The following is a 25830-nucleotide window of genomic DNA, read 5'->3' on the forward strand; positions in this document are numbered from 1 at the left end:
GCCCGGCGATGATGCACACCCTGGCCCAGATCGGCTTCCAGCAGTCCTACACCTACTTCACCTGGCGCAACACCAAGCAGGAACTGACCGAGTACCTCACCGAGCTGTCGGGCGAGGCCGCCTCCTATATGCGGCCCAACTTCTTCACCAACACCCCCGACATCCTGCACGACTACCTCCAGACCGGCGGCCGGCCCGCCTTCGAGGTCCGGGCCGTGCTCGCCGCGACCCTCTCCCCGACCTGGGGCATCTACTCCGGCTACGAGCTGTGCGAGAACACCCCGCTCAGGGAGGGCGGCGAGGAGTACCTCGACTCGGAGAAGTACCAGCTCAGGCCCCGTGACTGGGTCACCGCCGAACGCGAGGGCCGCACCCTGACCCCGCTGCTGACCAGGCTCAACACCATCCGGCGGGAACACCCCGCGCTGCACCGGCTCAGGAACCTCCGCTTCCACCACACCGACAACGACGCGCTCATCGCGTACAGCAAGCGCACCGGGTCCGACGTCGTCCTGGTGGTCGCCAATCTCGACCCGCACCACGCCCAGGAGGCCACGGTCTCGTTGGACATGCCGCAACTCGGCCTGGACTGGCACGAGTCGGTTCCGGTGCGCGACGAGCTCACCGGCGAGACCTACCACTGGAGCGGGAACAACTACGTGCGCCTGGAGCCGGGGCGGGCTCCCGCGCACGTCTTCCACGTCCTGTCACCGCCCGCCGCGGGGGCGAACGGAGGGACAGGAGCGTCATGACCGTGAACGAGCCCGTGCTGGACACCTTCGAGGACACTCCTGCCCGGGACCGGGACCCGGACTGGTTCAAGCGCGCCGTCTTCTACGAGGTGCTCGTCCGCTCGTTCCAGGACAGCGACGGCGACGGCGTCGGTGACCTGAAGGGTCTGACCGCCAAACTCGACTACCTCCAGTGGCTCGGCGTCGACTGCCTGTGGCTGCCCCCGTTCTTCAAGTCCCCCCTGCGCGACGGCGGTTACGACGTCGCCGACTACACGGCCGTACTGCCGGAGTTCGGCGACCTCGCCGACTTCGTGGAGTTCGTCGACGCCGCCCACCAGCGTGGCATGCGCGTGATCATCGACTTCGTCATGAACCACACCAGCGACCAGCACCCGTGGTTCCAGGAGTCGAGGAAGGATCCCGACGGGCCCTACGGCGACTACTACGTGTGGGCCGACGACGACAAGGGTTATCCGGACGCGCGGATCATCTTCGTCGACACCGAGACGTCGAACTGGACCCACGACCCGGTGCGGGGCCAGTACTTCTTCCACCGCTTCTTCTCGCACCAGCCGGACCTCAACTACGAGAACCCGCGCGTCCAGGAGGAGATCCTGGCCGCGCTGAAGTTCTGGCTGGACCTGGGCATCGACGGGTTCCGGCTGGACGCCGTGCCGTACCTGTACGCGGCCGAGGACACCAACTGCGAGAACCTGCCCGCCACCCACGCGTTCCTCAAACGGGTCCGCCGCGAGATCGACGCCCAGTACCCGGACACCGTGCTGCTGGCCGAGGCCAATCAGTGGCCGGAGGACGTCGTCGACTACTTCGGCGACTACGCCGCCGGCGGCGACGAGTGCCACATGGCCTTCCACTTCCCGGTCATGCCGCGCATCTTCATGGCCGTCCGCCGGGAATCCCGCTACCCCGTCTCCGAGATCCTGGCCAAGACCCCGGCCATCCCCTCGGGCTGCCAGTGGGGGATGTTCCTGCGCAACCACGACGAGCTCACGCTCGAGATGGTCACCGACGAAGAGCGCGACTACATGTGGGCCGAGTACGCCAAGGACCCCCGCATGCGCGCCAACATCGGCATCCGGCGCCGCCTCGCGCCCCTGCTGGACAACGACCGGCACACCATCGAGCTGTTCACCGCGCTCCTGCTGGCCCTCCCCGGTTCACCGATCCTCTACTACGGCGACGAGATCGGCATGGGCGACAACATCTGGCTCGGCGACCGCGACGCGGTCCGCACGCCGATGCAGTGGACGCCGGACCGCAACGCCGGCTTCTCCACCTGCGATCCGGGCCGCCTCTTCCTGCCGGCGATCATGGACCCGGTCTACGGCCATCAGGTCACCAACGTCGAGGCGTCCATGTCGTCGCCCTCGTCGCTGCTGCACTGGACCCGCCGCATGATCGAGATCCGCAAGCAGAACCCCGCCTTCGGTCTCGGTACCTACACCGAACTTCCCTCCTCCAACCCGGCGGTGCTGGCCTTCCTGCGCGAGTACGAGGACGACCTGGTGCTGTGCGTGAACAACTTCGCCCGCTTCGCCCAGCCCACCGAACTCGATCTGCGCGAGTTCGCCGGGCGGCACCCGGTGGAGCTGTTCGGCGGGGTCCGCTTCCCCGCCATCGGCGAGCTGCCGTACCTGCTGACCCTAGGGGGCCACGGCTTCTACTGGTTCCGGCTCAACCGCGTCGCGTCCCGCATCGGCAGGCGACTGTGAGCACGCGCCGACGAAAGGAGGCGTGACCATGCCGAAGACGGCATCCGTCCGCCCGGGCCTCACGCGCCTGGCCGAGCCCATGGAGTCGCTCGGCGCGCTGCTGCGTGACTGGCTGCCGCGACAGCGCTGGTTCGCGGGCAAGGACCGGCCCGTCACCGAGCTCGGCCTGCTGTCGATGACCGAGCTGTTCCCCGGCCGTCTGCACCTGCTGGTGCACGCCGGTCACACGGGCGTGCCCTCGCCCGGCGGGGCCCTCCCGGCCGGCGACTGCTACCAGCTGCTGCTCGGCGTACGGGAGCACCCGTCACCGCGCCTCGGCCGGGCGCTCATCGGACGGGTGCAGGACGGGCCGCTGGCCGGCCTGACGGTCTACGACGCGCTGCACGACCCCCGCTCGGCCCAGTTGCTCCTGGACCGGCTGCGGCTCCCCGGCACCGTGGGACCCCTGCGCTTCGACTGCGACCCGGACCAGCGGGTGCCCGCCGGACTGGTGCCGCGGCTGCTGGACGCGGAGCAGTCCAACTCCTCGCTGGTGTACGGCGACGAGTACATCCTGAAGGTCTTCCGGCGGATCCAGCCGGGTGTCAATCCGGACCTGGAGGTGCCGGGCGCGCTGGTCCGTCAGGGCTGCCACCGCGTCCCCGCGCCGGTGGCCTGGTTCCAGACGAAGCATCCGTTCAAGGCCACGCTCGGCGTGCTCCAGCCGTATCTGCGGGACGCCTCCGACGGCTGGACGCTCGCGCTGCACGCCCTGGCCGCAGGCGACGACTTCACGGTGCAGGCCCGGGCGCTGGGCGCGGCGACGGCGGACGTGCACCTCGCGCTGGCCTCGGCCTTCCCGGTCGGCGCGCCCGGGGAGAACGGGCGTACGGCGACGGCGATGACCGAGCGGCTGGACGCCGCCGCGCACTGTGTGCCCGCGCTCCAGCCGTTCGTGCCGGGCCTGCGGACCGCGTTCGCCGCCCTCACGACCTGCGATGCCGGTCCGCCCGCCCAGCGCATCCACGGCGACCTGCACCTGGGCCAGGTGCTGCGGGCCGGCCGCGAATGGTTCGTCATCGACTTCGAGGGCGAGCCGTCCCGGCCGCTCTCCGAACGGCGCAGCGCCCACTCCCCCGTGCGGGACATCGCCGGGATGCTGCGCTCGTTCGACTACGCCGCCCGGCAGCGCCGCCCCTGGCGGCCGGAGTGGGCGCGTCGCTGCCGCGAGGCCTACTGCGCGGGCTATGCCGCCCGAGCCGGCTGGGACCCCCGCAAGAAACACGGACTGCTCCGCGCCTACGAGACGGACCGGGCCGTGTACGAGGTGCTGTACGAGGCACGGCACCGCCCCGACTGGCTGCCTGTACCGATGGCGGCGATCGAGCGCCTCGCTGTGAGAGGAGACTGAGCCGTGGCCCTGCGTGACACCTCAATCAAGGAGCCGGCCGGCCCGGTCCCGAGCACGAGCGCGCCCGCCCTGAGTCCGGAGGACCGCGGCCGCCTGCTGGCGGGCGCCCACCACGACCCGCACGCGCTGCTGGGCGCCCACCCGGTGCCCGGCGGGATCGTGTTCCGGGCGCTGCGGCCCTTCGCCCGTTCCGTGAGCGTCGTGATCGGCGGGAAGCGCACAGCCCTCGCCTCGGAGGGCGACGGTCTCTTCTCGGGCGTGCTGCCGCTGGCGGAGATCCCCGAGTACCTGCTGCACGTCGCCTATGAGGACGGCGAGCAGGAGACGCACGACCCGTACCGCTTCCTGCCCGCGCTCGGCGAGCTCGACCTGCACCTGATCCGCGAAGGCCGGCACGAGCAGCTGTGGCAGGCGCTCGGCGCGCAGCCGATGACCCACGAGGGCGTGACCGGCACCCGGTTCACGGTGTGGGCGCCGAACGCTCAGGGCGTGCGGGTCGCCGCGGACTTCACCCACTGGGACGGTACGCAGTTCCCGATGCGGTCCCTGGGCGCCTCCGGGGTGTGGGAGCTGTTCCTGCCGGGCGTCGGCGAGGGCACCGCCTACAAGTTCGAGATCCACTCCCGGTACGGCCACCGCTTCCTCAAGGCGGACCCGATGGCGCGCCGCACGGAGGAACCGCCGAACACGGCGTCGATCGTGACGGCCTCGCACTACGAGTGGGGCGACGCCGAGTGGATGGCGCACCGCGCGGACACGCCGGTGCACGAGGCGCCGTTCTCGGTGTACGAGGTGCATCTGGCGTCCTGGCGCCCGGGGCTGGGCTACCGGCAGCTCGCCGAGGAACTTCCCGCCTACGTCAAGGACCTCGGCTTCACGCACGTCGAACTGATGCCGGTCGCCGAGCACCCCTTCCACGGCTCCTGGGGCTACCAGGTCACGGGGTTCTACGCGCCGACCGCGCGGCTGGGCTCTCCGGACGACTTCCGGTACTTCGTCGACGCCTGCCACCGGGCCGGCATCGGCGTGATCATGGACTGGGTCCCGGCGCACTTCCCGAAGGACGACTGGGCGCTGGCCCGGTTCGACGGGGACCCGCTGTACGAGCCCGGGGACGACCGGCGCGCCGAGCACCCGGACTGGGGCACGTACGAGTTCGACTTCGCCCGCACCGAGGTGCGCAACTTCCTCGTGGCCAACGCGGTGTACTGGTGCGAGGAGTTCCACATCGACGGACTGCGGGTGGACGCGGTCGCCTCGATGCTCTACCTCGACTACTCCCGCGAGGACGGCCAGTGGGAGCCCAACGCCTACGGCGGCCGGGAGGATCTGGCGGCCATGGGGTTCCTCCAGGAGATGAACGCGACCGTGTACCGGCGCGCCCCCGGCGTGATCACGATCGCGGAGGAGTCCACCGCCTGGGGCGGGGTGACCCGGCCCACCGACACCGGCGGGCTCGGTTTCGGGCTGAAGTGGAACATGGGCTGGATGCACGACTCGCTGGAGTACCTCTCCCACGAGCCGGTGCACCGCAAGTACCACCACCATGAGATGACCTTCTCGATGGTGTACGCGTACAGCGAGAACTACGTCCTGCCGATCTCCCACGACGAGGTCGTGCACGGCAAGCAGGCACTGGTGTCGAAGGCGCCGGGCGACTGGTGGCAGCGGCGCGCGAACGTCCGCGCCTATCTGGGCTTCATGTGGAGCCACCCCGGCAAGCAGCTGCTGTTCATGGGGCAGGAGTTCGCGCAGGGGGCCGAGTGGTCGGTGGAGCACGGGCCGGAGTGGTGGCTGCTCGACGACGGCTACCACTCGGCGGGCGACCACCGGGGCGTGCGCGATCTGGTCCGCGATCTCAACGCGGCGTACCGGGCGACCCCGGCGCTGTGGCAGTGCGACACCCGCCCGGAGGGCTTTCGCTGGGTGGCGGTGGACTCGGCCGACGACAACGTCTTCGCGTTCCTCCGGTACGACGCCGAGCGCAACCCCTTGCTCGCGGTGTCGAACTTCTCCCCCGTCGTCCGGCACGACTACGACCTGTGGGTCCCGGACGAGACCGACGCCTGGCAGGAGAGCCTCAACACCGACGCCACGCGCTACGGGGGCAGCGGCGTCACCAACCCGGATCCGGTGAAACGGGAGGACGGCCGTGTCCGCATCACCCTGCCTCCGCTGGCCACGGTCTGGCTGACGCCGTTCGCTCCGTGAAGTCCTGCCGTCGCGCCAGGTGTCCCGCCGCCTGTGAGGGGCACTAAGGGTCGTACCCGCCGGGAGAACCCGGTGGTACGAGGCGGCAGGGGCACAGAAGGGCGGGCATCAGGGTGCGCACCGTCGGAGTGGAGGAAGAACTCCTCCTGGTCGATCCGGAGACAGGGGAACCGCGGGCACTGTCCGCAGCGGTGCTCGCCAGGGCCGCACAGGACGACGCGGAACAGGACGTCTTCGAGAAGGAACTCCACGAGCAGATGCTGGAGTTCGCCACCCATCCGCAGTCGTCCATGGAGAGCCTGCGCGCGGAGATCGTCCGCTGCCGCAAGGAGGCCGCCCGGCACGCCGGGGAGATCGGCTGCACGGTCGCGGCGCTCGCCACCTCCCCGCTGCCGGTGAGCCCCGCCATCGGCGTCAACCGGCGCTACCAGTGGATGGCGGACCAGTACGGCATCGCCACCCGGGAACAGCTCGTCATGGGCTGCCATGTGCACGTCTCGGTCGAGTCCGAGGACGAGGGCGTGGCGGTCGTCGACCGACTGCGGCCCTGGCTCCAGGTCCTGAAGGCGATCAGTGCGAACTCGCCGTTCTGGCAGGGCAAGGACTCGGGTTACAGCAGCTATCGCAGCAGGGTGTGGCTGCGCTGGCCGTCGGCCGGTCCCACGGAGATCTTCGGGTCGGCCGAGCGCTACCACCGGCTGATCGCGGACATGGTGGCCACGGGCGCCATCCTCGACGACGGGATGATCTACTTCGACGCCCGGCTGTCCCAGCGGTACCCGACGGTGGAGATCCGGGTCTCGGACGTCTGCCTGCACTCCGGCACCGCCGTGCTGATCGCCATGCTCGCCCGCGGGCTCGTCGAGACCGCCGCCCGCGAGTGGCGGGAAGGGCGCGAACCGCTCGACCACAGTGTCAGCCTGCTGCGGCTGGCCGACTGGCAGGCCGCCCGGTCCGGCCTGACGGGCGAGCTGCTGCACCCCGTGACCATGCGGCGGATGCCCGCGGAGGCAGTCGTCCGTGCCCTGCTGGACCACGTCGAGGAGGCCCTCGCGGGCACCGGTGACCTCGATCGGGCGCGGGCCGCCTGCGAGGAAGTGCTGCGGGACGGCAACGGCGCCCGGGTGCAGCGCGAGCTGATGGAGCGCACGGGGAGCCTGCGGGACGTCGTCACCGAGTGCGTGCGCCATACGCAGGCGTGAGACGTCTCGGCTGCCGCGCGGTACGGGTTCAGAGGATCAGGACGAGGGCGTAGGCCAGGAAGAACGCCGCGACCAGCACCACGACGACGATGATCACGGCCAGTGGTGCCCTGGACCAGCCCTTGGGCGGGTTGTGCGTCTCCCGGGGCCCCGCCTCGGGCAGGCTGCTCTCCGCGGGCGGGGTCTCGCCCGGCGGTACGCCGCCGCCCGGTTCCAGGCCGGGGGTGCGCTCGGGTTCGGGATCGGGACTGATGTGAGTCATGCCGTCCGGGTCCCCCCTCACGCCGAGATCATCAGATGAACCACTTCCGTATTTCCGGACCCCTGAGGCGCCCTCCTCGACTACATTCGAGCCCCGCCGATGACGGTACCCGTCGGCAATGTCACACCCCGTACACGTCAGGAGCAGTGCATGCGCGACCTCGCCGTCGCTCCACCGGCCGTGACGCCCCTGACCGGCGGGCTCGCCGACAGCGTCTTCGAGACGGCGGACCGCGAGCCCACCCGGCCGCTGCTCGCCCGCCGCGCCGACCCCGCCTCCGCCCGCTGGGAGGAGGTGACGGCGATCGAGCTGCGCGACGAGGTGGTGGACGCGGCCAAGGGGCTGATCGCCTCCGGGATCGCGCCGGGCCATCGCGTGGCGATCATGGCGCGCACCCGGTACGAGTGGACGGTCCTGTGCTACGCGTTGTGGGCCGTGGGGGCCGAGGTCGTCCCGGTCTATCCGACGGCCTCGCGCGACCAGGTCGAGTGGATCCTGCGGGACGCCGGCTGTGTCGCCGTGGTGGTCGAGGACGAGCAGGGCGTCATGACCGTCGGCTCGGTGTGCGCGTCGTTGCCGTTGCTGCGCCACGTCTGGCAGCTGGACGCCGGTGCGCTGGAGGAACTGGCGGTGCGCGGGGAGTCCGTCCCGCAGGCGACGGTGGACTCGATGCGCCGTATCGTGCTGCCGGACTCCACGGCCGTCGTCGCCTACACCTCCGGCACCTCCGGCCACGCCTTGGGCTGCGCCCTCAGCCACCGCAACCTGGCCGCCCCCTGCGACACGCTGCTGGCGGGCTGGGGGCACACCGCCGCACGCCCCGGTGAGCAGGGGTCGGTGCTCGCCTTCCTGCCCTTCTCGCACGTGTACGGGCTGATGATCCAGGGCCTGTGCCTGCGCGGTGGCCTGCTGATGGGGCACCAGGCCGACCTGGACGGGGAAGCTCTGTTCTCGGCGCTGCGCTCCTTCCGGCCCACGTACTTCTACGCGGTCCCGTCGATGTTCGAGAAGATCTACAAGAACTTCCTGCGCACGGCCCAGCAGGGGGGTCACGCCGGTCTGTTCGAGCGGGCCGCCGAGACGGCGCGGGACTTCGCCGCGGCGCTGGAGCGCCAGCGTCTGGGCCGGGGCCGCGGCCCCGGCTTCGATCTGCGGCTCCAGCACGCCCTGTACGAGCGGACGGTGTACCGCAGGCTACGGGCCGCGCTGGGCGGCCGGGTGCGCCGGGCGACGTCCGGCGGCTCCCCGCTCAGCCGGGACCTGTCGCTGTTCTACGAGGGCATCGGCATCTACGTGCACGACGGGTACGGCCTGACGGAGACCGGCGGCGGGGTGACGATGCAGCCGCTGGGCCGGGAGAAGTCGGGGACCGTCGGGCAGCCGCTGCCGGGCACGGAGATCCAGCTGGCCGAGGACGGGGAGATCCTGGTGCGCGGCCCGTCGGTGTTCCAGGGATACCTGGGTGACGACGGCGCCACCCGGGCCGCGCTGCGCGACGGCTGGCTGGCCACCGGGGACCTGGGGCAGCTGGACTCCGAGGGCTATCTGACGATCACCGGCCGCAAGAAGGACATCATCATCACCAGCAGCGGCAAGAGCGTCGCCCCGGCCGCCCTGGAACAGCGGCTGCGGATGCACCCGCTCATCCACCAGGCGGTGGTCGTGGGCGACAACCTGCCCTGTGTCGGCGCCCTGATCACGCTGGATCCGGAGTTCTTGGCGCACTGGCGTGCGGCGCTGGCGCTCCAGGGCGAGATGCGGGAGGCCCGTGAGGAGAACGCGCTGCGGGAGGAGGTCGCGCGGGCCGTGGCGGCGGCCAACAGCGCCGTGTCCCGGTCGGAGTCGATCCGGGTGTTCCGGGTCCTGCCGGAGCCGTTCGACGTGACCAACGGACTGCTGACGCCCTCGATGAAGCTGCGCCGGGACGAGATCGTGCGACACTACGCGACCGAGATCGACGCGATGTACCAGTCACGCAGGCGTCCCGGGCGGGCGACGATCAGCGCGGACGAAGCGTCGAACTGGGATGACTCGGACAATGTGTTCCGCTGAGCTCGGGAGCTGGACGCGTAGCCCTCGCCCCCTCGGGAACACGCAACAGTGGCGACGCAAGAGAAAGGACGACAGCCCTGACGACAGCCCTTGCTGGCGCCGGGCCGGAAAGGCGATATGTCAACCGAGCCGCGTGGGGATGACGCACTGACCTCCGAGGAGATCCCGAGCCGCACGAACAGCTTCGTGGGCGAGCCGCACGACGTGACGGGTGCGCGGCTCGCGGCGGAGGAGTTCCTGCGTGATCTGGCACGCTCCTCGCCCCCCTCCGCCCCCGAGTACTGGGACGACATCCTGTTGGTGGTGACGGAACTGGCCGCCAACGCGGTCCAGTACGCGCCGGGCCCGTTCGCGCTGCGGATGCGCCGGACCTTCGACGGGGTGCATGTGGTCCTGCACGACACCAGCACCAAGGAGCCCGCCCCCCGCCCCTTCGATCCTCGCAGTGGCGGCGGCGGAATCGGCTGGCACCTGATCCACACCCTGTGCGACCAGGTCAGCGTGGTGACCGACGACCGCGGAAAGGACGTGCACGTCTTTCTGCCCTGGTGAACCGCGAATGTCACGGGCGCTGTGCGCCCGTGACCGGTTCGCTCAGGCCGAGGCCGTCTCGCGCGGCGGCAGCCGGTGGTAGTAGTCGCCGACGGCGGTCAGATACTCCCGGTCCCTGGTCTCGCTGTCCGTCTGGAAGCGAGGTGCCGCCTTGGCGTCCGACCGGCTGCAGGCCAGCATGATCTTGCGGGCCTGCGGGTCGACCGCGGTGACGACTCCGGCCGGTACCAGGACACTGCGGCCGAACACCCAGACGCCGGTGTCGACGACCAGGTGCCGCATGCCGTGCGGGGCCGCCTCCCGGTCCACGTGCCCGATCGTGCCGTCGGTCGCGGCGACGGTGAACCCGGTCAGGTCCTGCCCCTCGACGTGACCGCTGTCCGGTGCGTACGACCAGATTCTGTCGATGGCCACGCTGCTCCATCCTCCCTGGGGGTGTGCGGATCCCTCGAACCCGGGCGGACGGCTCCCGCCCGCCCCGCTCCACAGCAGCAATTACCCCTCTGTCGCAAGCGCATTCGGCGCACGGCCCGGCGGTCCCGGGGCCTCGGGCGTCGGGGCTCGGACAGGTTCGCCGCCGGAGGCATGGAGGGCCGCGTCCGGGGTAATCGCGGGGCGCGGTGAAAACGGAGACCGGCATGAAGGGAGGCACATGAGAAACGGCATCAGAACCCGCCCCAGGACCGGCATCGCCCCGCACCGCGGTCATCCGCAGAGGTGACCTGCCCAGGCCGTAGCACTTGTTGGAGGTACCCGTGCCCCTCGCCCAGAACCCGCTGTCCGTGGAAGTCGAACTGCCCCGGGAGGACGTGGCCCTGATCACGGTCGACGGCTACCTGGACGTCGACACCGCGACCGAGTTCCAGGCCCATCTGGCCAACCAACTCCACCACGGCCGACGGCACTTCCTGCTCGACCTGTCGTCCGTCCCGTTCATGGACTCGTCCGGGATGAACATCATCCTGCGGGTGTACCAGGAGACCCGCGGGGACGGCGGAAGCGTGCATGTCATCAGCCCGACCCCGGCGGTGCGACGCGTGCTGGACCTGACCGGCGTCAGTATCACGGTGCCGATATCGGAGAGCCTGGAAGAGGCCCTGGCCCGTGTCGACGCCGGGCCGGCCGTCCCCGAGGAGCCGGGGCAGGAAGGCGTCTGACGAACCGGGTGCCCCCGCGGGCACGGCCCCGGCAGGACCGGCGGCCGAGTGTCCTCGATCCGCCCTGCCCGGACGTCGGTCCACCCCGCGTGCGCCGGTGACGGCGGTGGCCGAACCGCCGTTCTCCGGGACCGGACCACTTGCGCGGGATCAGGTGTCGTGCGAGGTCGGCGCATGGTTAGAGTTGTCGCCCGGCAAGTGTCACATCGCCGTCTCGTTGTCTGAAGCGGGTTCGGCCGACGCAACGCGGATGAGTGGATGAGGAGAGAACCAGGTGCCGGAGCACGAAGCGGACGGACAGCTCGCCACGCCCACGGACGAGGTGAGGGACTTCCTGCACCGCCGACGTGAGCAGATCGCCCAGCGGTGGGCGGACGAGCCCTTGTTCCGCGCCGTGTTCACCGTCTCGCGCGACGAGGCGGTGGAAGCGGGCAAGGTCGTCGTGGACGCGCTGACCCAGGTGGCCGACTCGGGGCACGTGGAGGATCCGGACTCCGCCGGGTTCAGCGGGGTGCGCGAGCAGCTGGGCCGGATGGGCGCCGCCCGCTCGCGCGCCGGGTTGTCGAACACGCAGGTCTCCAGTGAGCTGGCCGCGCTGCGGCCGCCCGTCGAGAACCTGCTGACCGCCGATCTTCAGCAGGCGCCGCCCGAGCACCTGCGGGAGTGTTCGACGGTCCTCACCGTGCTGATGGGCACCCTGCGGCTGGTGGCGATGCAGACGGCGCTGAGCGAGTGGCAGGCGCTCAGCGACCGGCAGCGGATGCAGCTGATGGAGGTGGCCACGCCCGTCATCCGGCTGTGGGACGGCATCGTGGCCGTGCCGCTGATCGGAACACTCGACAGCGCACGCAGCCAGATCGTGATGGAGACGCTGCTGAACGCCGTCGTCGAGCAGCACGCCCGGTTCGCGATCCTCGACATCACCGGCGTTCCCACGGTCGACTCGCTGGTGGCGCAGCATCTGATGAAGACCGTCGCGGCGGCGCGGCTGATGGGCGCCGAGTGCATCGTCTCAGGCATCCGCCCCGCCATCGCGCAGACCATCGTCCATCTCGGCCTGGACCTGGACGTGATCACCCGCGCGAGCCTCGCCGACGCGCTGGGTTACGCGCTGCACCAGCTCGGCGCGGACATCGTGAAGCCGGGTGCGGGTCAGCGGTGAGCGACGCCTACTCCGGTCCCGTCACGGGGCACGTACCGGTGCTCCGGCTCGGCGACGTCCTGCTGGTCACGCTCCAGGGGGATCTGCACGACAGCACGGCACAGCAGCTCCAGCAGGACCTCGCGGAGACCGTCTCCCGCACCGGGGTGCGCGGTGTCCTGATCGACATCTCGGGCGTGGAGATCGTCGACTCCTTCCTCGGCCGGGTGCTGGCCGAGATCGCCGCGCAGGCGAAGCTGCTCGCCGCGCGGACCGTGGTGGCCGGCATGCGCCCCGCGGTCGCCATCACCCTGGTGGAACTGGGCCTGACGCTGCCCGGTCTCGGCACCGCGCTCAGCACCGAGGCGGGCATGGAGCTCCTCTCGCAGCAGGCCCCGTCCCGCCCGGGCGGTCCGCGTCAGGAGAGTCCGTGATGCACACCGCCGCGGGCGTGGAGGCCTGCCTGCCCATCCGGTCCGACATGGACCTGGTGTGGGTGCGACAGCACGTGCGGCAGGCCGCGGCCCGTCTCGGCTTCGGTCTGGTGGATCAGACCAAGCTGGTCACAGCGGCCAGTGAGCTGGCCCGCAACACCCTCGTGCACGGCGGCGGCGGACAGATGACGGTGACGCAGGTGAGCAACGGGGGCTCGCAGGGGCTCCGGCTGGCCTTCACCGACGAGGGGCCGGGCATCGCCGACCTGGAGCTGGCGCTCAGCGACGGCTACACCTCCGGCGGCGGTCTGGGCATGGGGCTGAGCGGTGCGCGGCGCCTGGTCCACGACTTCGACATCGACAGCACCCCGGGCTCCGGCACCGCCGTGCGGGTCACCTGCTGGGTGGCCCGGCCGCCCCGGCCGCGCGAGGGGGCCTGATGCCCCGCCTGTGGGACGTCCCGGTGCGCGACTCGACCCGGGTGCGCGAGACGCGGGTCGCCGCGGAGGGCGCGGCGGCCCTGGCCGGACTCGACGAGCGGCGCACCGCGGCCGCCGCGCTGGTCGCGACCGAGCTCGCCACGAACCTGCTCAAGCATGGCGAGGGTGGTCAGGTGCTCATCGACGTCGTGGACCCTCCCGTGCTGCGGCGGGTCGGTGCGGGGGCCCGGATGGTGCAGATCGTCGCGATCGACCACGGCCCGGGCATCGCCGACCTGCCCGCGGCGCTGCGCGACGGCGTCTCCACGACCCGCTCGCTCGGCGCCGGCCTCGGCACGTGTCTGCGGCTCGCCGACGACTTCGACCTGCACAGCACGCCGGGCCGCGGCACGGTCGCGGTGGCCCGCGTGGGCTCCACACAGCGCGGTGACGGCGTGTCCGCCGGGCCGGCCGAGACGGTGTGGTCCGACGGGGTGCCGGGCAGCCGGGACGACAGGTCCGGGCGCGTCGCCCCGGACTCCGTGTGGTCCGGCGGCGGGACCTCCGGCTCCGGACGCCGACCGTCCGGCGTGCCGGACAGCGCTACACAGGGCACCACGCCCACGGACACCGTGGCCTGCGGCGGCCTGACCGGACACCCTGCGGTGGCCGGCAGGCCCCTGCCCGCCGACGCGCCCGCGGACAGCCCCGCGTGGGCGGTCGAGCCCTACCTCCGCGAAGCGCCCGCTCCCGGACCGCCCGGCGCCGAGGCGGTTCCGGCCCGCGGGCTGCCGGGAGACGGTGGGACCCGGTGCGCCGAGCGGCCGGACCCGTCGAGGGAGCCCTCCATGCCGGTCGCCGATGTGCGCGCCGGTGGGGTGAACATTCCCTACGCGGGTGCCGAGTTCTCGGGAGACGCCTGGACGTGGGTGCGTTCCGGGGACCTGGTGACGCTGATGCTGGCGGACGGGCTGGGGCACGGTCCGGAGGCGGCCCGGGCCTCGTCGGCCGCGGTCGCGGCGCTGCACCGCTGGGCCCACCTCGGTCCCGCCGAGGCGCTGCGGCAGCTCCACGACGCCCTCAAGGCCACCCGCGGCGCGGCCGTCGCCCTGGCCCAGCTGGACCTGCGTGCCGGGCGGCTGCGGTTCGCCGGCATCGGGAACGTGGGAGCGCGGCTGCGCACCGACGGCACCTGGCATCCCCTGGTGTCCCGGCCCGGCATCGTCGGCGTGCACCGGCCCGCCACCCTCCGTGCGGAGGAGGCCGACTGGACGGGCGACCCGCTGCTGATCCTGCACACCGACGGCCTGCCCAGCCGCTGGACACCGCCGTCCGACGCGGGCCCGGCGGCGGCCGACCCGGCCGTGACGGCCGCCGTGACGATACGTGACGCGAGCAGTCCCGCCCGGCCGGTGCGGGACGACACCGCCGTGGCCGTGCTGACTCCGACCCCGCCGGAACACCCATGATGCGCACTTGGCAGATCACCACCGTCACCGACGCGGCCCGCGCCCGCATCGCCCTCGCGCGACTGGCCGCCGCGTACGGTGTGCCCACCGTCGAACGGACGCGGCTCGCGGCCGCCCTCAGCGGCCACCTGCGGCAGTGCCTCACCAAGGGCGGCACCTGGCTGCTCACCCTGGACATGGCCGGCTCCCCCGCCGAGGAGGGACTGCTGCACGCCGTGGTGACGCCGTCCCCGGAGGCGTGTGCCGCCGGGGAGCCGCCGTGGGAGGTCACGGTCCCCTGCCCCGAGGCGGCCCGGAGCGCGGAGGACGGCGCCGTCGCGGACGACCCCGCGGCCCTCGCGGAGGCGCTGCTCGGCGCCGACGAGGACACGGCCGTGGTGCTGGACAAGCTCACCGAGCAGGAGGATCTGGTCGCCTTCCACCGTGAGGAGCTGCACCAGACCAACCAGGGCGTCCTGGCGTTGCACGCGGAGCTGGACGCGGCCGGGCTGGCGCAGCGCGAGGCCTTCGCCGCCGAGCGCAGCGCCCGGAACGAGGCGGAGAGCGCCCGGCGCAGACTGACGTTCCTCGCGGACGCGAGTGCCGTGCTGACCTCCTCGCTCAACCACGAGGAGATCGTGCGCCGGCTGCCGGACCTGCTGGTTCCGGAGTACGCGAGCAGTGTGGACATCTGGCTGTTCGACCACGAGGCCGACAAGCGCCGGTCGACGCCGCACCCGGCCGCCGCCGTGGTCGCGGCCCGCACCGGCCGGCCCCAGTACGCCGCCGACCATCCCGGCGGGCTGCCCGGCGTCGACGACCATCCGCCGTCGGCGCTCGATCCCGGGCGTCCGCTGCTGTGCGTGCCGCTGCCGACGCGGCGGGCGCCGCTCGGGGTGCTGACCCTGTCGCCGCCCGGGCCCCGCTGGGACCCGGACGACGCGGTGATGCTGATCGAGCTGACCCGGCGGGCCAGCATCGCGATCGACAACGCCCGGCGTTTTGAACACAACCGCGACATCGCCGAGACGCTGCAACGGGCCTTGCTCACGGATCTCCCGGCCACGCCGGGCCTGAGCCTCGCGGCGCGCTATCTGCCCGCCACCCACGGGCTGAACATCGGCGGTGACTGGTACGACGCGTTCCGCCAGCGGGACGGCGGTCTCATCACGGTCATCGGCGACGTGACCGGGCACGGTCTGCACGCGGCCGTCATGATGAGCCAGCTGCGCACCGCGCTGCGGGCGTACGCCGTGGACGGCGACAGCCCGGGCCGGCTGCTGACCCGGCTGCACCGGTTCCTGCACCATCTCCAGCCGGACCTGTACGCCACCGCCGTCATCGCGCGGTTCCACCCCGACGAACCCACGCTGACGTGGGCGGCCGCGGGCCATCCACCGCCGGTGCTGCGGCTGCCCGACGGAACCGTGCGCACCCTCGACGCCAAACCCGGTGCCATGCTCGGTATCCCGCTCACCCAGGAGATCGGCGACCACACGGAGCGTCTGGCACCCGGCTCGACGCTCGCGCTGTACACGGACGGGCTGGTCGAACGGCGTGCGCAGGGCATAGACCCGGGCATCGAGCGGCTGGCGGAGGCCCTCGGCGGGTTCCGTTCCGCGGAGCTCGACGCGGACCTGGAAGGCTCGGCGGACCGGATCCTGCATCCGCTGCTGAGCGACTCCGAACGCGACGACGACGTGTGTCTGTTGCTGTGTCACCTCCAGGGGGAGGGCGCCCGGCCCTGACGGAAGGGCCGGTCCCGCGGGTCTGTGCACGCCTTCTTCACGCCGGCCTGGTGCTTTTCGGCCACAGGACGGGCATGGTGGTGATCGACGCGTTCGTCTGCCTGCCGCGTCCGACTGGCATGCCGGTCCAGGACACGTTGGGATCAATGGGGTGCGAACCAGCGATCCAGGGGCAGTCGAAAGGCGTTCGAGGCAGACCGCCTGGAGCCGCAGAAAGGGATGAACACCGTGACACGACCCAGGATCCTGGTGGTTGGCGCAGGCTTCGCCGGCGTGGAGTGCGTCCGCCGTCTGGAACGGAAACTCTCCCCCGACGAGGCCGACGTCACGCTGGTGACGCCGTTCGCCTACCAGCTCTACCTGCCGCTGCTCCCCCAGGTCGCATCCGGCGTGCTGACGCCGCAGTCGATCGCCGTCTCGCTGCGCCGCAGCAAGAAGTACCGCACACGCATCATTCCGGGCGGTGCCATCGGCGTCGACCTGAAGTCCAAGGTCTGCGTCATCCGCACCATCACCGACCAGATCGTCGACGAGCCGTACGACTACATCGTGCTCGCCCCCGGCAGCATCACCCGCACCTTCGACATCCCGGGGCTGACGGACCACGCGTTCGGGATGAAGACCCTCGCCGAGGCCGCCTACGTCCGTGACCACGTGATCGCGCAGCTCGATCTGGCCGACGCGAGCCAGGACCCCGACGAGCGGGCCTCGCGGCTGCAGTTCGTGGTCGTCGGCGGCGGCTACGCGGGCACCGAGACCGCGGCGTGCCTACAGCGCCTGACGCATGCCGCCGTGAAGCGCTACCCCCGGCTGGACCCGGGGCTGATCAAGTGGCATCTGATCGACATCGCTCCGAAGCTGATGCCGGAGCTCGGCGAGAAGCTCGGCAGCAGCGCGCAGGAGATCCTGCGGCGGCGGGGCATCGAGATCTCGCTCGGCGTCTCCATCGCCAAGGCGGGCCCGGAGGAGGTCACCTTCACCGACGGGCGGGTGATCCCGACCCGCACGCTCATCTGGACCGCCGGGGTCGTCGCCAGCCCCCTCATCGCGACGCTCGGCGCGGAGACCGTCAAGGGGCGGCTCGCGGTCGCCCCCGAGATGAACCTGCCCGGCGGCGACGGCGTGTTCGCGCTCGGCGACTCGGCCGCCGTGCCCGACCTGGCCAAGGGCGACGGGGCGATGTGCCCGCCCACCGCGCAACACGCCCAGCGGCAGGGCAGGCACGTCGCCGACAACGTCATCGCGTCGCTGCGGGGCGGCCCGCTGAAGCCGTACGTGCACAAGGACCTCGGGCTCGTGGTCGACCTCGGCGGCACGGACGCGGTCTCCAAGCCCCTGGGCATCGAGCTGCGCGGCCTGCCCGCCCAGGCCGTCGCCCGCGGCTACCACTGGTCGGCGCTGCGCACCAATGTGGCCAAGACCCGGGTGATGACGAACTGGCTGCTCAACGCGGTGGCCGGTGACGACTTCGTCCGGACCGGCTTCCAGACCCGCAGGGCGGCCCGGCTGAAGGACTTCGAGTACACGGACGCCTACCTGACGCCGGAGCAGGTGCAGGCGCACATCGAGGGAGCCGGCCGGCAGGGGTAGCGGAAGGGCCGGGCGGGAGCTTCCGCTCACGGCATGACATGCTGAGACGCGGATCTTGGTGTGCGGTGTGAGTCGGGAGAGAGTGCGGCGGCGTGAGGGCAGCGGGACGCTCGGTGCGGACACGACTGCGGGACCGTATCGCGGCGTCCGACCCCGGACTGCTGCGTCTGACGGCCGGGCTGCGGACGGTGGGCGCCATCGCCCTCACCCTGGCCGTGCTCGCCGCGCTGCGGGCGGACGTGCACCTTCTGGTGGCGGGGGCCATGGCGGCGATGGTCGCCACCTTCGCCATCCGGGAGAAGCAGCTCGGCGCTCAGGCCGTGACACTGGCGCTGGGCCTGCCGGTGGCCCTGGCCTCGGTGTGTCTGGGCGCGGTACTCAACGCGCGTCTGTACGCCGGTGACATCTTCTTCGTCGTCCTGATCTTCTGCGCGGTGTACGGCCGCCGGTTCGGCGACCGCGGCACCGCGCTGGGGCTGATCGGCTTCCAGGTCTACTTCCTGTCGCTGTTCGTCGGCGCCACGCTCTCCTCGCTGCCCGCGCTGTGCGGCGTCATCGCACTGGCCTTCTGCTCCAGTGCCCTGCTGCGTTTCGCGGTCGTGCCCGCGACCCCGACGGCCGTCCTGCAGCGGCTGCGGCTGGCCTTCCGGGCCCGGCTGGCCCAGCTGGTGTCCGCGCAGCTCGATCTGCTCGACGCCGGCACGGACGAGATGGACAAGGCCCTCGAGGCCGTGCGGGACGGCACCGCGAGGCTGCACGAGAGCGCGATGATGATCCAGTCGCGGCTGGACGAGGGCACGCCGGACGAGTCGGCGGCGCGGCTCGTGCAGCGCCGGATCGCGGACGCCGAGATCGCCGCCGAGCGGCTCGGTCTGCTGCTGCTGACGGCCCGCACCGCCGAACGGGCCGACACGCTCACCCTGCACCTGCCGGGCGCGCCCGCGCCCTCGCTCGGGCAGTCGGCCGTGCCGGACGAGGCCACCGCCACGCTCCGTCGTGACCTCCAGGCGCTGCGCACGCTCGTGCTGCGGGCGGGCAGCGGGGACTCGGGGACCGCGCTGGCCCATGTGCGCAACCGGCTCCTCGGCTACCGGGACGAGGAGAACCTGCCGCCGGCGTCCGCCGCCGTCCAGGACGTGTTCCGGGGCATCGGAGAGTTGGCCCGGGCGGTGCTGGGGCTGCGGATCGCGCTGGACGGCCCGCAGGACGAGTCGGACGACTCCCCCGCCACGGCCCGTTCCCGCGAGGAACTGGATGCCGAGGACGCCGCGATCGACGCCGGTGGCGAGGAGGCGGAGCCGGCGGAGGAGACGGGACTGCGCAGGCCCACCACGCGTGCGGCCGTGCAGGTGGCCGTCGGCTCGTCGCTGGCCATCGTGGGCGGTGAGCTGCTGTCCACACAGCGCTGGTACTGGGCGGTGCTGACCTGCTGGATCGTTTTCCTCAACACCGCCTCGACGGGCGAGATCCTGGTCAAGGGCTATCGCCGGCTGCTGGGCACGGTGTTCGGTGTGGTGGCCGGGATCCTGCTGGCGGGTCTGGTCGGGCAGCACACGTGGACGGCGTTCGCCCTGGTCCTGGTGCTGATCTTCGCGATGTTCTACGTGGCGCCGCTGTCGTACACGCTGATGTCGTTCTTCGTCACCGCGATGCTGGGGCTGCTGTACACGCTGCTGCACACCTACAGCCTGGACGTGCTGCTGCTGCGGGTGGAGGAGACGGCACTGGGCGCGGCCTGCGGAGTGGCCGCGGCGGCGCTGGTGCTGCCGGTGCGGACCGACCGCCGTACCAACGAGCTGCTCGGCACCGTGCTGGAGCGGCTGGCCGCCGTCACCGAGGCCGCGGTCGGCCAGCTGAGCGGCGGGCCGGCGGACGATCTGCTGGACAAGGCGCGCGACCTGGACCAGGCGCTGGCCGATCTGCGAGCCGCCACGCAGCCTCTGATCCATCCGGTCACACCGCTGCGGGCCCGGCGGCACACGGCCCGGTACGTCGTGGCGCTGCTGGAGACCTGCGCCTACCACGCGCGGACGCTGGCGGCGACCGCCGAGCTGCTGCCCACGCATCCCTCGATCGCGGCGGACCCGCGACTGCGCGGGGCCGCGGCGCGCACCGTGCGCAACATCGAGGCCATCGCGGCCCGGGTCGCGGACGAGCACGCCCCTGCGCTGGTGGTGACGGGGCCGAGCATCGCCTCGCTGCTGGGGTCCGACGCCGGCACTCCGCGCTACGGCCGGATCACCGACCGCGTGCTGCGGCATCTGGAGCGGCTGGACGAGGCCGTGGTCGGTCTCGCCAGGCCGCTCGACGTGCCGGTGGCGGCGCCCCAGAAGTGAGGGGCGCCGCGCGGAGGGCGCCCGGATCGCATCAGAAGTCCGTGGGCAGTCCGCTCACCTCGGCGATGCCGCGCAGCTCTTCCGTCTGCCGGTGGCGTTCCTTGATGTAGTCGGCGATCTCGCTCAGGCGGATCGGGTCGGACGCGGTGCTCGCGTCCGTGACGATCCTGACCGGTCCGGTGTCGTCGACGTCGAGTTCGATCACTTCGTTGTCCAGGCGGCCGGTGACCGCGGTCGCGATGACGAGGGCCACCTCGTCACGGATCTCCTGGGGCAGTTCGTCGTCGCGCCCGGAGTCGAGCGCGAAGTCGAGGCTGGACAGGCGCTCCTCGTCGATCGCCTGGAGGACCGGCTCCACCACACGCATCAGGAGGCGGTAGTCCTCCGTGTCCATCCGGATGCGCAGGAGGTCCAGGTACACGTCCACGGGACGGCCGTCGTCTTGCGGAATCTCGGAATCGCTCATCCGTCTCGTGTTCCCCGCGAGACGCCGCTCAGACCCGCCGCCAGCGGGCCATGGCAAAAGAGAACACTCCGAAGAGCACGAGCCCGGCCGCGACGCAGACCAGCAGCCAGGGGCCCAGCGGGGTGTCGGCGAAGGTGCGCAGGGTGTCGTCGAGCCCCTTGGCCCGGTCGGGCTCGTAGTCGATCGCCGCGCGGACGGCGAAGACACCGGCCACGGCGAACACCAGCCCGCGGGCGGCGCCCCCGGCCACACCGGTGACGTCCACCAGCCGCCGGGTCCGGGGTCCCATCTCCCCGAGGCGGAGCTTGTCGTGGTACTTGCGGAGCACCGCGCGTACCCCGATCCAGCCGCCCGCCGCGACGATCGCGATCCCGGCCGCGCCGACCAGCCACTGGCCGGCGGGCATCTCCAGCACCTTGGCGGTGGCGTCCCGGGACTGCCGGTCGCTGGAGCCGCCACCGCTCTGGTTCCGGCTCGCCGCGAAGGACAGCACGGAGTAGGCGACGAAGACGTAGAAGCCGAAGCGGACCGTCGCCAGCAGCCGCTTGCGGGCGCTGCGGCCGTCCCGGCCGACGGAGCCGAAGAGCGCCTCGGACAGCCGCCACAGGGCCATGCCGGCGAGCCCGATGCCCAGCGCCCACAGCAGTACCGCGCCGAAGGGCTTCTGCGACAGTTCCGCCAGGGCGCCACCGCGGTCGGCCTGCTCCTTGGTGTCGCCGAAGGCGACCTGCAGTGCCAGCGCCCCGACGAGCAGATAGATCACGCCCCGTGCGGCGAGCCCTGCCCGCGCCGCCCCCTCGGTCACCGACCCCCGCGCCACCCGCCGGGCCCGGAACCGTCCGCTCCGTGCCAACACACTCGTGTTCATGTAGACCTCCCGGAGTCCGGATGCCCCGGGTTCTCCCCCGCATACGCGGCATAGCCGCCGGACCTGCGGGTTCCGGTTGTGTGACACCCCATGAAGGGACATCGACTCGAACGGGCATGACACGAAGGAGCCCGGCCGACGGCTGGTGTCCGTCGGCCGGGCCCCTCAGGTGCCGGCTCTTCCCCCCTCGTGTCAGGAGCGAGCGAGGATCACGCCGGCTCCGGAGTCCGCGTGTGCTCTTCGACGGTGGGCGGCGGGGCGGTCTCGCGGGCCGGTGCCGGGCCGGCCGCGAGCCAGTGGTGAGCGAGCTCGAGAGCGCGCTCGACGTCCCGGGTCCCGGTGGACACGCACAGCGTGTACGCCAGGTCGCGGGTCCGTGTGCTCAGGTCGGCCGGTTCGCTCGCCGCCTCGGCGGCCGACAGGGCCTCGTACTCGTCGACGAGGCGGCGCAGCACGGCAGGGTGGGGCCTCAGCATGTTCTGTCGCTCCTGGTGGGTCGGGTGGTCAGGCCGTCTTGGAGGTGCCGTCATCCCCGGCCGGCCGCGCGCTGTCCCAGGACCTCGTCACGCACCCGGGCGCAGCTGCGGCTGATGAGCCGGGAGACGTGCATCTGGGAGATGCCCAGCTGGTCGGCGATGCGGCTCTGCGTCATGTCCTCGAAAAACCGCATGTAGAGGATGGCCCGTTCGCGTTCCGGCAGGCGGCGCAGGCCTTCCTTGGCGGACTCGCGGTCGACCACGACGTCGTAGGACGTGTCCGACGCGCCGAGGGTGTCCGCGAGGCTGTAGCCGTCGTCGTCGGCCGAGAGCTCGGCGTCCAGCGACAGGGTGCTGAAACTGTCCAGGGCCTCGAGCCCGGCGTTGACCTCTTCCTCGGTCAGGCCGGTGTGCGCGGCGAGGGCCGCCACGGAGGGCTCGGGGCTGCCCGGATTCTGGGTGAGTTCACGGCGTGCCACCCGCACCTTGTTGCGCAGTTCCTGCACACGGCGGGGGACCCGCAGGGCCCACATGCGGTCCCGGAAGTGCCGCTTGACCTCGCCGGTGATGGTGGGGACGGCGTAGCTCTCGAAGGCGCCCCGGCTCGGGTCGAAGCGGTCGACGGCCTTGACCAGGCCCAGGGCGGCCACCTGCCGGAGGTCCTCGATCGACTCTCCGCGGTCGCGGAAGCGGCCGGCGATGCGGTGGGCCATGGGCAGCCACAGGGCGACGAGTTCGTCGCGGACGGCTTCCCGCTCGGGTCCTTCCTCCAGCTCCGCCATTCGGGCGAAGAGGGTCGCGGTGTCCGGAGCGTCGTCGTGCCGCCGCCGGGTGGCGGTGGTCACCGTTTCGGGGGTTCCGGGACGGTTCGTGGGCGTATCGATGAGCATGCGGATTCGCTCCTGACCAACAGGGGTTTCAGGGACTTACCGCGAGAACGGCACCGCCCGGATCGCCTGGAGGGCCCCCGGGGCAGTCATACCGCTCCCGCTGGCGCGCCTCCGGTCCGAAGCACGAGACTGCGACTGCCCTGCACCCGGTGGAACAAACTCCGCTTTGCTGTGCAATCTTTCGGGAACCCGCACACGGTCTTCAGGAGAGGGGTACGACCGCGGTGATGCACTTGCCGCCGGCGGGCAGGTCCGACACCCGGACGTCACGCGCGAGCCGGCAGACGATGGGCCAGCCGTGGCCGCCGTGCCGCAGCCGTCCGTGCGGGTCGGTCGGCGGTGCCGTGACGGGCAGTTCGTCACTGCCGTCGCTCACCGATACGCGCAGGCCGGGGCCGTCGATGTCGACCTGGAAGTCGGTGACGCCGCCGCCGTGGAGGATCGCGTTGGTCGTGAGTTCCGAGGCGACCAGCAGCGCGTCGGACAGGGCGTCCATGTCACACGGGGTGTGGGTGGCCCGGCAACGTTCGGCGATCGCGCGCTCCACGGCCCGGCGCGCCTCGGCGGGTTTGCACGGTCGGCCCCGGCTCGCACCGGGCGGCTCGAATACGGATTCGATCATGTGCTCCTCGCACATCCTTCAGCTCCCTGGTCGGTGAGGACGAAGCCGGGTCCGGCCGCCTGCCGTGGCTGCCGCACCGGCACACCCCGGGCTCACGGACCCGCTGACTGCTTCCACCGCCCACGGCGTTCGAGGCGCGCACCGCGCGAGCGCCGCGGGTCTTACTCTTCGGCTCACCTCTCCCCGCACCTGCAAACCTCCGGTTCGTCCGGAAAGCCCCCTCGATGAGTCAGGAAGGCCCCGGACGGCCGCGAGTCGGTGCCATCTTCAGGCGTTGCGGGGGTACGCGGTCCGCATGACCGATGTGGTGGATTCGGACGAACTCCTGCGACGCATCCAGCGCGCGAGGGCCTGTGCGGTGCGCGAGGAGCGGGCGTGGCGGACGAGGAGCGAGGAGCTGGGCGCGACCGACCCGCAGGGGGCCAGGGACGCGACCGTACGGCGGATGTCCTACGAGGCGGTGCTGAGGGTGCTGGACGAGATCCTGACCCCGGGCAAACACGCCGCCGAGGGCTGACCGGGTGAGCCTGGGCCCGGTGACGGGCGCGGGCGGATTGTGCGGGCATGTCCCGGGAACCCGGTGCGCATGACAGTCGACCACACCCGCGCACCGGTTCTGCAAGCTCTGGACGAGTACCGCCGCAAGGGGAGGCTGTCGTTCACACCGCCGGGACACAAGCAGGCCCGCGGCGCCGATCCGGCGGTCCGGGAGATCCTCGGTGACGCCGTGTTCCACGGCGACGTGCTGGCCTCGGGCGGTCTGGACGACCGGCTCACCCGGGGCCGGGTGCTCGAGCGGGCGCAGGAGCTGATGGCCGACGCGGTCCACGCCGAGCACACGTTCTTCAGCACGTGCGGCAGTTCCCTGTCGGTCAAGGCGGCGATGCTGTCGGTCGCGGGGCCACACGAGAAGCTGCTGATCGGGCGTGACGCCCACAAATCGGTGGTGTCGGGGCTGATCATCTCCGGTATCGAGCCGGTATGGGTCGAGCCGCGGTGGGACGCGGAGCGGAATCTGGCCCATCCCCCGTCCGCGGAGGAGTTCGACCAGGCCTTCGACGCCCATCCGGACGCGCGGGGCGCGCTGGTCACGAGTCCCACGCCGTACGGCGGCTGCGCGGATCTGCGGGCGATCGCGGACGTGTGCCACCGGCGTTCGCGGCCGCTGATCGTGGACGAGGCCTGGGGCGCCCATCTGCCGTTCCATCCCGACCTGCCGTCCTGGGCGATGGACGCGGGCGCGGACATCTGCGTGACCAGCATCCACAAGATGGGCAGTGGTCTGGAACAGGGCTCCGTCTTCCACCTCCAGGGCGATCTGGTGCCGCCGGAGGTGCTGGGGATGCGCGCGGACCTGCTGGGCACCACCAGCCCGTCCGTACTGATCTTCGCGGGTCTCGACGGCTGGCGCCGTCAGATGGCGCTGCACGGCAAGGAGCTGATGGGCGGCGCGCTGGACCTCGCCGCCGAGGTCCGGGCGGCCATCGAGGAGATCGACGGGCTGCACGTCAACGACCGGGACGACTTCTGCGGCCCGGGCCTGTCCGACGACCTCGACCCGCTGCCCGGCGTCATCGACCTCGGCGGGCTCGGGATCACCGGCTTCCAGGCGGCGGACTGGCTGCGCGAGCACCGGTACATCGACGCGCATCTGGTGGACCACCGCCGTATCGGCGCGCAGATCACCCACGGCGACGACCGGGAGACGACCGGGCAGTTGCTCGAGGCGCTGCGGGACCTCGCGGCAGTCGCCCAGGACCTGCCGCGGGCGCCTCGCGTGGCGGTGCCGTCACCGGCGGAGCTGCGGATGGAACAGGCGGTACTGCCCCGCGACGCGTTCTTCGGCCCGGCCGAGGCCGTGCCGGCGGACCGGGCGGCCGGGCGGGTCGCGGCGGAGATGATCACTCCGTATCCGCCGGGCATCCCGGCCGTCCTTCCGGGCGAGCGCCTCACCGAGCCGGTGCTGGCCTATCTGGGGACGGGACTGGCCGCGGGCATGCACCTGCCGGACCCCACGGACCCGGAACTGCGGACCCTCCGGGTTCTCACCGAGGACGCGCATTGAAGTGAAACGGGTCACGCGGCCCGGTCTCGGGTAC

The 25830-nt window shown here is 71.9% G+C and carries 23 protein-coding genes and 2 pseudogenes; 18 read left to right on the plus strand and 7 right to left on the minus strand.

The window, feature by feature from the left end; translation table 11 throughout:
* From ABEA82_RS13740 to ABEA82_RS13760, 5 genes are all read left to right on the plus strand, one after another.
* Positions 1-752 (plus strand): alpha-amylase family glycosyl hydrolase (locus ABEA82_RS13740; RefSeq protein ID WP_345661730.1); only part of this gene is annotated, 752 nt, incomplete at its 5' end.
* The gene (gene treS, locus ABEA82_RS13745; protein ID WP_345661731.1) at positions 749-2467 is read left to right on the plus strand and encodes a maltose alpha-D-glucosyltransferase; all 1719 of its coding nucleotides are present in this window, start codon (positions 749-751) and stop codon (positions 2465-2467) included. The genes ABEA82_RS13740 and treS, both read left to right, overlap by 4 nt.
* Positions 2468-2495: 28 nt before the next feature.
* Entirely contained in the window at positions 2496-3857 is a 1362-nt protein-coding gene (locus ABEA82_RS13750) for a maltokinase N-terminal cap-like domain-containing protein (protein WP_345661732.1), read from the plus strand.
* A 3-nt stretch (positions 3858-3860) separates the two neighbouring features.
* Positions 3861-6068: a 1,4-alpha-glucan branching protein GlgB gene (glgB, locus tag ABEA82_RS13755; RefSeq protein WP_345661733.1), complete on the plus strand. Its 2208-nt coding sequence runs from the start codon at positions 3861-3863 to the stop codon at positions 6066-6068.
* A 113-nt stretch (positions 6069-6181) separates the two neighbouring features.
* Positions 6182-7270, plus strand: a complete 1089-nt coding sequence (locus ABEA82_RS13760; protein WP_345661734.1) for a glutamate--cysteine ligase 2 — start codon at positions 6182-6184, stop codon at positions 7268-7270.
* Positions 7271-7298: 28 nt separating this feature from the next.
* Here ABEA82_RS13760 and ABEA82_RS13765 read toward each other — a convergent pair whose 3' ends face one another.
* Positions 7299-7532 carry a DUF6480 family protein gene (locus ABEA82_RS13765; RefSeq protein ID WP_345661735.1) on the minus strand — a complete coding sequence of 78 codons (234 nt, stop codon included), beginning with the start codon at positions 7530-7532 and terminating at the stop codon, positions 7299-7301.
* A gap of 150 nt (positions 7533-7682) precedes the next feature.
* Between ABEA82_RS13765 and ABEA82_RS13770 the strand changes: the two genes are divergently transcribed.
* On the plus strand, positions 7683-9584 hold the full coding sequence (locus ABEA82_RS13770) for an AMP-dependent synthetase/ligase (protein WP_345661736.1): 1902 nt from the start codon (positions 7683-7685) through the stop codon (positions 9582-9584).
* A gap of 117 nt (positions 9585-9701) precedes the next feature.
* The gene (locus tag ABEA82_RS13775; RefSeq protein WP_345661737.1) at positions 9702-10136 is read left to right on the plus strand and encodes an ATP-binding protein; all 435 of its coding nucleotides are present in this window, start codon (positions 9702-9704) and stop codon (positions 10134-10136) included.
* Between the two features lie 42 nt (positions 10137-10178).
* Here ABEA82_RS13775 and ABEA82_RS13780 read toward each other — a convergent pair whose 3' ends face one another.
* Positions 10179-10550 (minus strand): PRC-barrel domain containing protein, encoded by a 372-nt coding sequence (locus ABEA82_RS13780; RefSeq protein ID WP_345661738.1) that lies wholly within the window; start codon positions 10548-10550, stop codon positions 10179-10181.
* A 341-nt stretch (positions 10551-10891) separates the two neighbouring features.
* On the opposite strand from ABEA82_RS13780, the gene ABEA82_RS13785 reads away from it, so the two are divergent.
* The 9 genes and pseudogenes from ABEA82_RS13785 to ABEA82_RS13825 all read left to right on the plus strand — a co-directional run bounded on the left by ABEA82_RS13785 (position 10892) and on the right by ABEA82_RS13825 (position 20409).
* Positions 10892-11293, plus strand: coding sequence for an STAS domain-containing protein (locus ABEA82_RS13785; protein WP_345661739.1), 402 nt, complete (start codon positions 10892-10894; stop codon positions 11291-11293).
* 274 nt (positions 11294-11567) lie between these two features.
* Complete coding sequence (locus ABEA82_RS13790; RefSeq protein ID WP_345661740.1) at positions 11568-12455, plus strand: STAS domain-containing protein; 888 nt, start codon at positions 11568-11570, stop codon at positions 12453-12455.
* Complete coding sequence (locus tag ABEA82_RS13795; RefSeq protein WP_003987869.1) at positions 12452-12868, plus strand: STAS domain-containing protein; 417 nt, start codon at positions 12452-12454, stop codon at positions 12866-12868. The genes ABEA82_RS13790 and ABEA82_RS13795 overlap by 4 nt, the downstream gene beginning before the upstream one ends.
* A complete protein-coding gene (locus ABEA82_RS13800; protein ID WP_345662347.1) occupies positions 12868-13308 on the plus strand; it encodes an anti-sigma regulatory factor in 441 nt (146 codons plus the stop codon). The genes ABEA82_RS13795 and ABEA82_RS13800 overlap by 1 nt, the downstream gene beginning before the upstream one ends.
* A pseudogene (locus tag ABEA82_RS13805) lies at positions 13308-13760 on the plus strand (anti-sigma regulatory factor); the annotation flags it as partial. The gene ABEA82_RS13800 and the pseudogene ABEA82_RS13805, both read left to right, overlap by 1 nt.
* Before the next feature lie 372 nt (positions 13761-14132).
* A pseudogene (locus tag ABEA82_RS13810) lies at positions 14133-14756 on the plus strand (SpoIIE family protein phosphatase); the annotation flags it as partial.
* A complete protein-coding gene (locus ABEA82_RS13815) occupies positions 14753-16483 on the plus strand; it encodes a PP2C family protein-serine/threonine phosphatase (RefSeq protein WP_345661741.1) in 1731 nt (576 codons plus the stop codon). The pseudogene ABEA82_RS13810 and the gene ABEA82_RS13815, both read left to right, overlap by 4 nt.
* A 219-nt stretch (positions 16484-16702) precedes the next feature.
* A complete protein-coding gene (locus tag ABEA82_RS13820) occupies positions 16703-18073 on the plus strand; it encodes an NAD(P)/FAD-dependent oxidoreductase (RefSeq protein WP_345661742.1) in 1371 nt (456 codons plus the stop codon).
* 92 nt (positions 18074-18165) lie between these two features.
* Positions 18166-20409, plus strand: coding sequence for an FUSC family protein (locus ABEA82_RS13825; protein WP_345661743.1), 2244 nt, complete (start codon positions 18166-18168; stop codon positions 20407-20409).
* Positions 20410-20440: 31 nt separating this feature from the next.
* Here the strand turns inward: ABEA82_RS13825 and ABEA82_RS13830 are convergent, their stop codons facing one another.
* From ABEA82_RS13830 to ABEA82_RS13850, 5 genes are all read right to left on the minus strand, one after another.
* Positions 20441-20875 carry a hypothetical protein gene (locus ABEA82_RS13830; RefSeq protein ID WP_345661744.1) on the minus strand — a complete coding sequence of 145 codons (435 nt, stop codon included), beginning with the start codon at positions 20873-20875 and terminating at the stop codon, positions 20441-20443.
* Positions 20876-20903: 28 nt separating this feature from the next.
* A complete protein-coding gene (locus ABEA82_RS13835) occupies positions 20904-21743 on the minus strand; it encodes a DUF1206 domain-containing protein (protein ID WP_345661745.1) in 840 nt (279 codons plus the stop codon).
* 209 nt (positions 21744-21952) lie between these two features.
* The gene (locus tag ABEA82_RS13840) at positions 21953-22219 is read right to left on the minus strand and encodes a DUF5133 domain-containing protein (protein WP_345661746.1); all 267 of its coding nucleotides are present in this window, start codon (positions 22217-22219) and stop codon (positions 21953-21955) included.
* Between the two features lie 50 nt (positions 22220-22269).
* The gene (locus tag ABEA82_RS13845; RefSeq protein ID WP_345661747.1) at positions 22270-23109 is read right to left on the minus strand and encodes a SigB/SigF/SigG family RNA polymerase sigma factor; all 840 of its coding nucleotides are present in this window, start codon (positions 23107-23109) and stop codon (positions 22270-22272) included.
* 202 nt (positions 23110-23311) lie between these two features.
* Complete coding sequence (locus ABEA82_RS13850) at positions 23312-23746, minus strand: ATP-binding protein (RefSeq protein WP_345661748.1); 435 nt, start codon at positions 23744-23746, stop codon at positions 23312-23314.
* 280 nt (positions 23747-24026) lie between these two features.
* On the opposite strand from ABEA82_RS13850, the gene ABEA82_RS13855 reads away from it, so the two are divergent.
* Together ABEA82_RS13855 and ABEA82_RS13860 are read left to right on the plus strand one after the other, a co-directional pair.
* Positions 24027-24248 (plus strand): hypothetical protein, encoded by a 222-nt coding sequence (locus ABEA82_RS13855; protein WP_039934613.1) that lies wholly within the window; start codon positions 24027-24029, stop codon positions 24246-24248.
* A 69-nt stretch (positions 24249-24317) separates the two neighbouring features.
* Positions 24318-25796 carry an aminotransferase class I/II-fold pyridoxal phosphate-dependent enzyme gene (locus ABEA82_RS13860; RefSeq protein ID WP_345661749.1) on the plus strand — a complete coding sequence of 493 codons (1479 nt, stop codon included), beginning with the start codon at positions 24318-24320 and terminating at the stop codon, positions 25794-25796.
* Positions 25797-25830: the final 34 nt, after the last annotated feature.

This window comes from Streptomyces venetus (genome assembly GCF_039540295.1).
In the GTDB taxonomy this organism is placed as follows: domain Bacteria; phylum Actinomycetota; class Actinomycetes; order Streptomycetales; family Streptomycetaceae; genus Streptomyces; species Streptomyces venetus.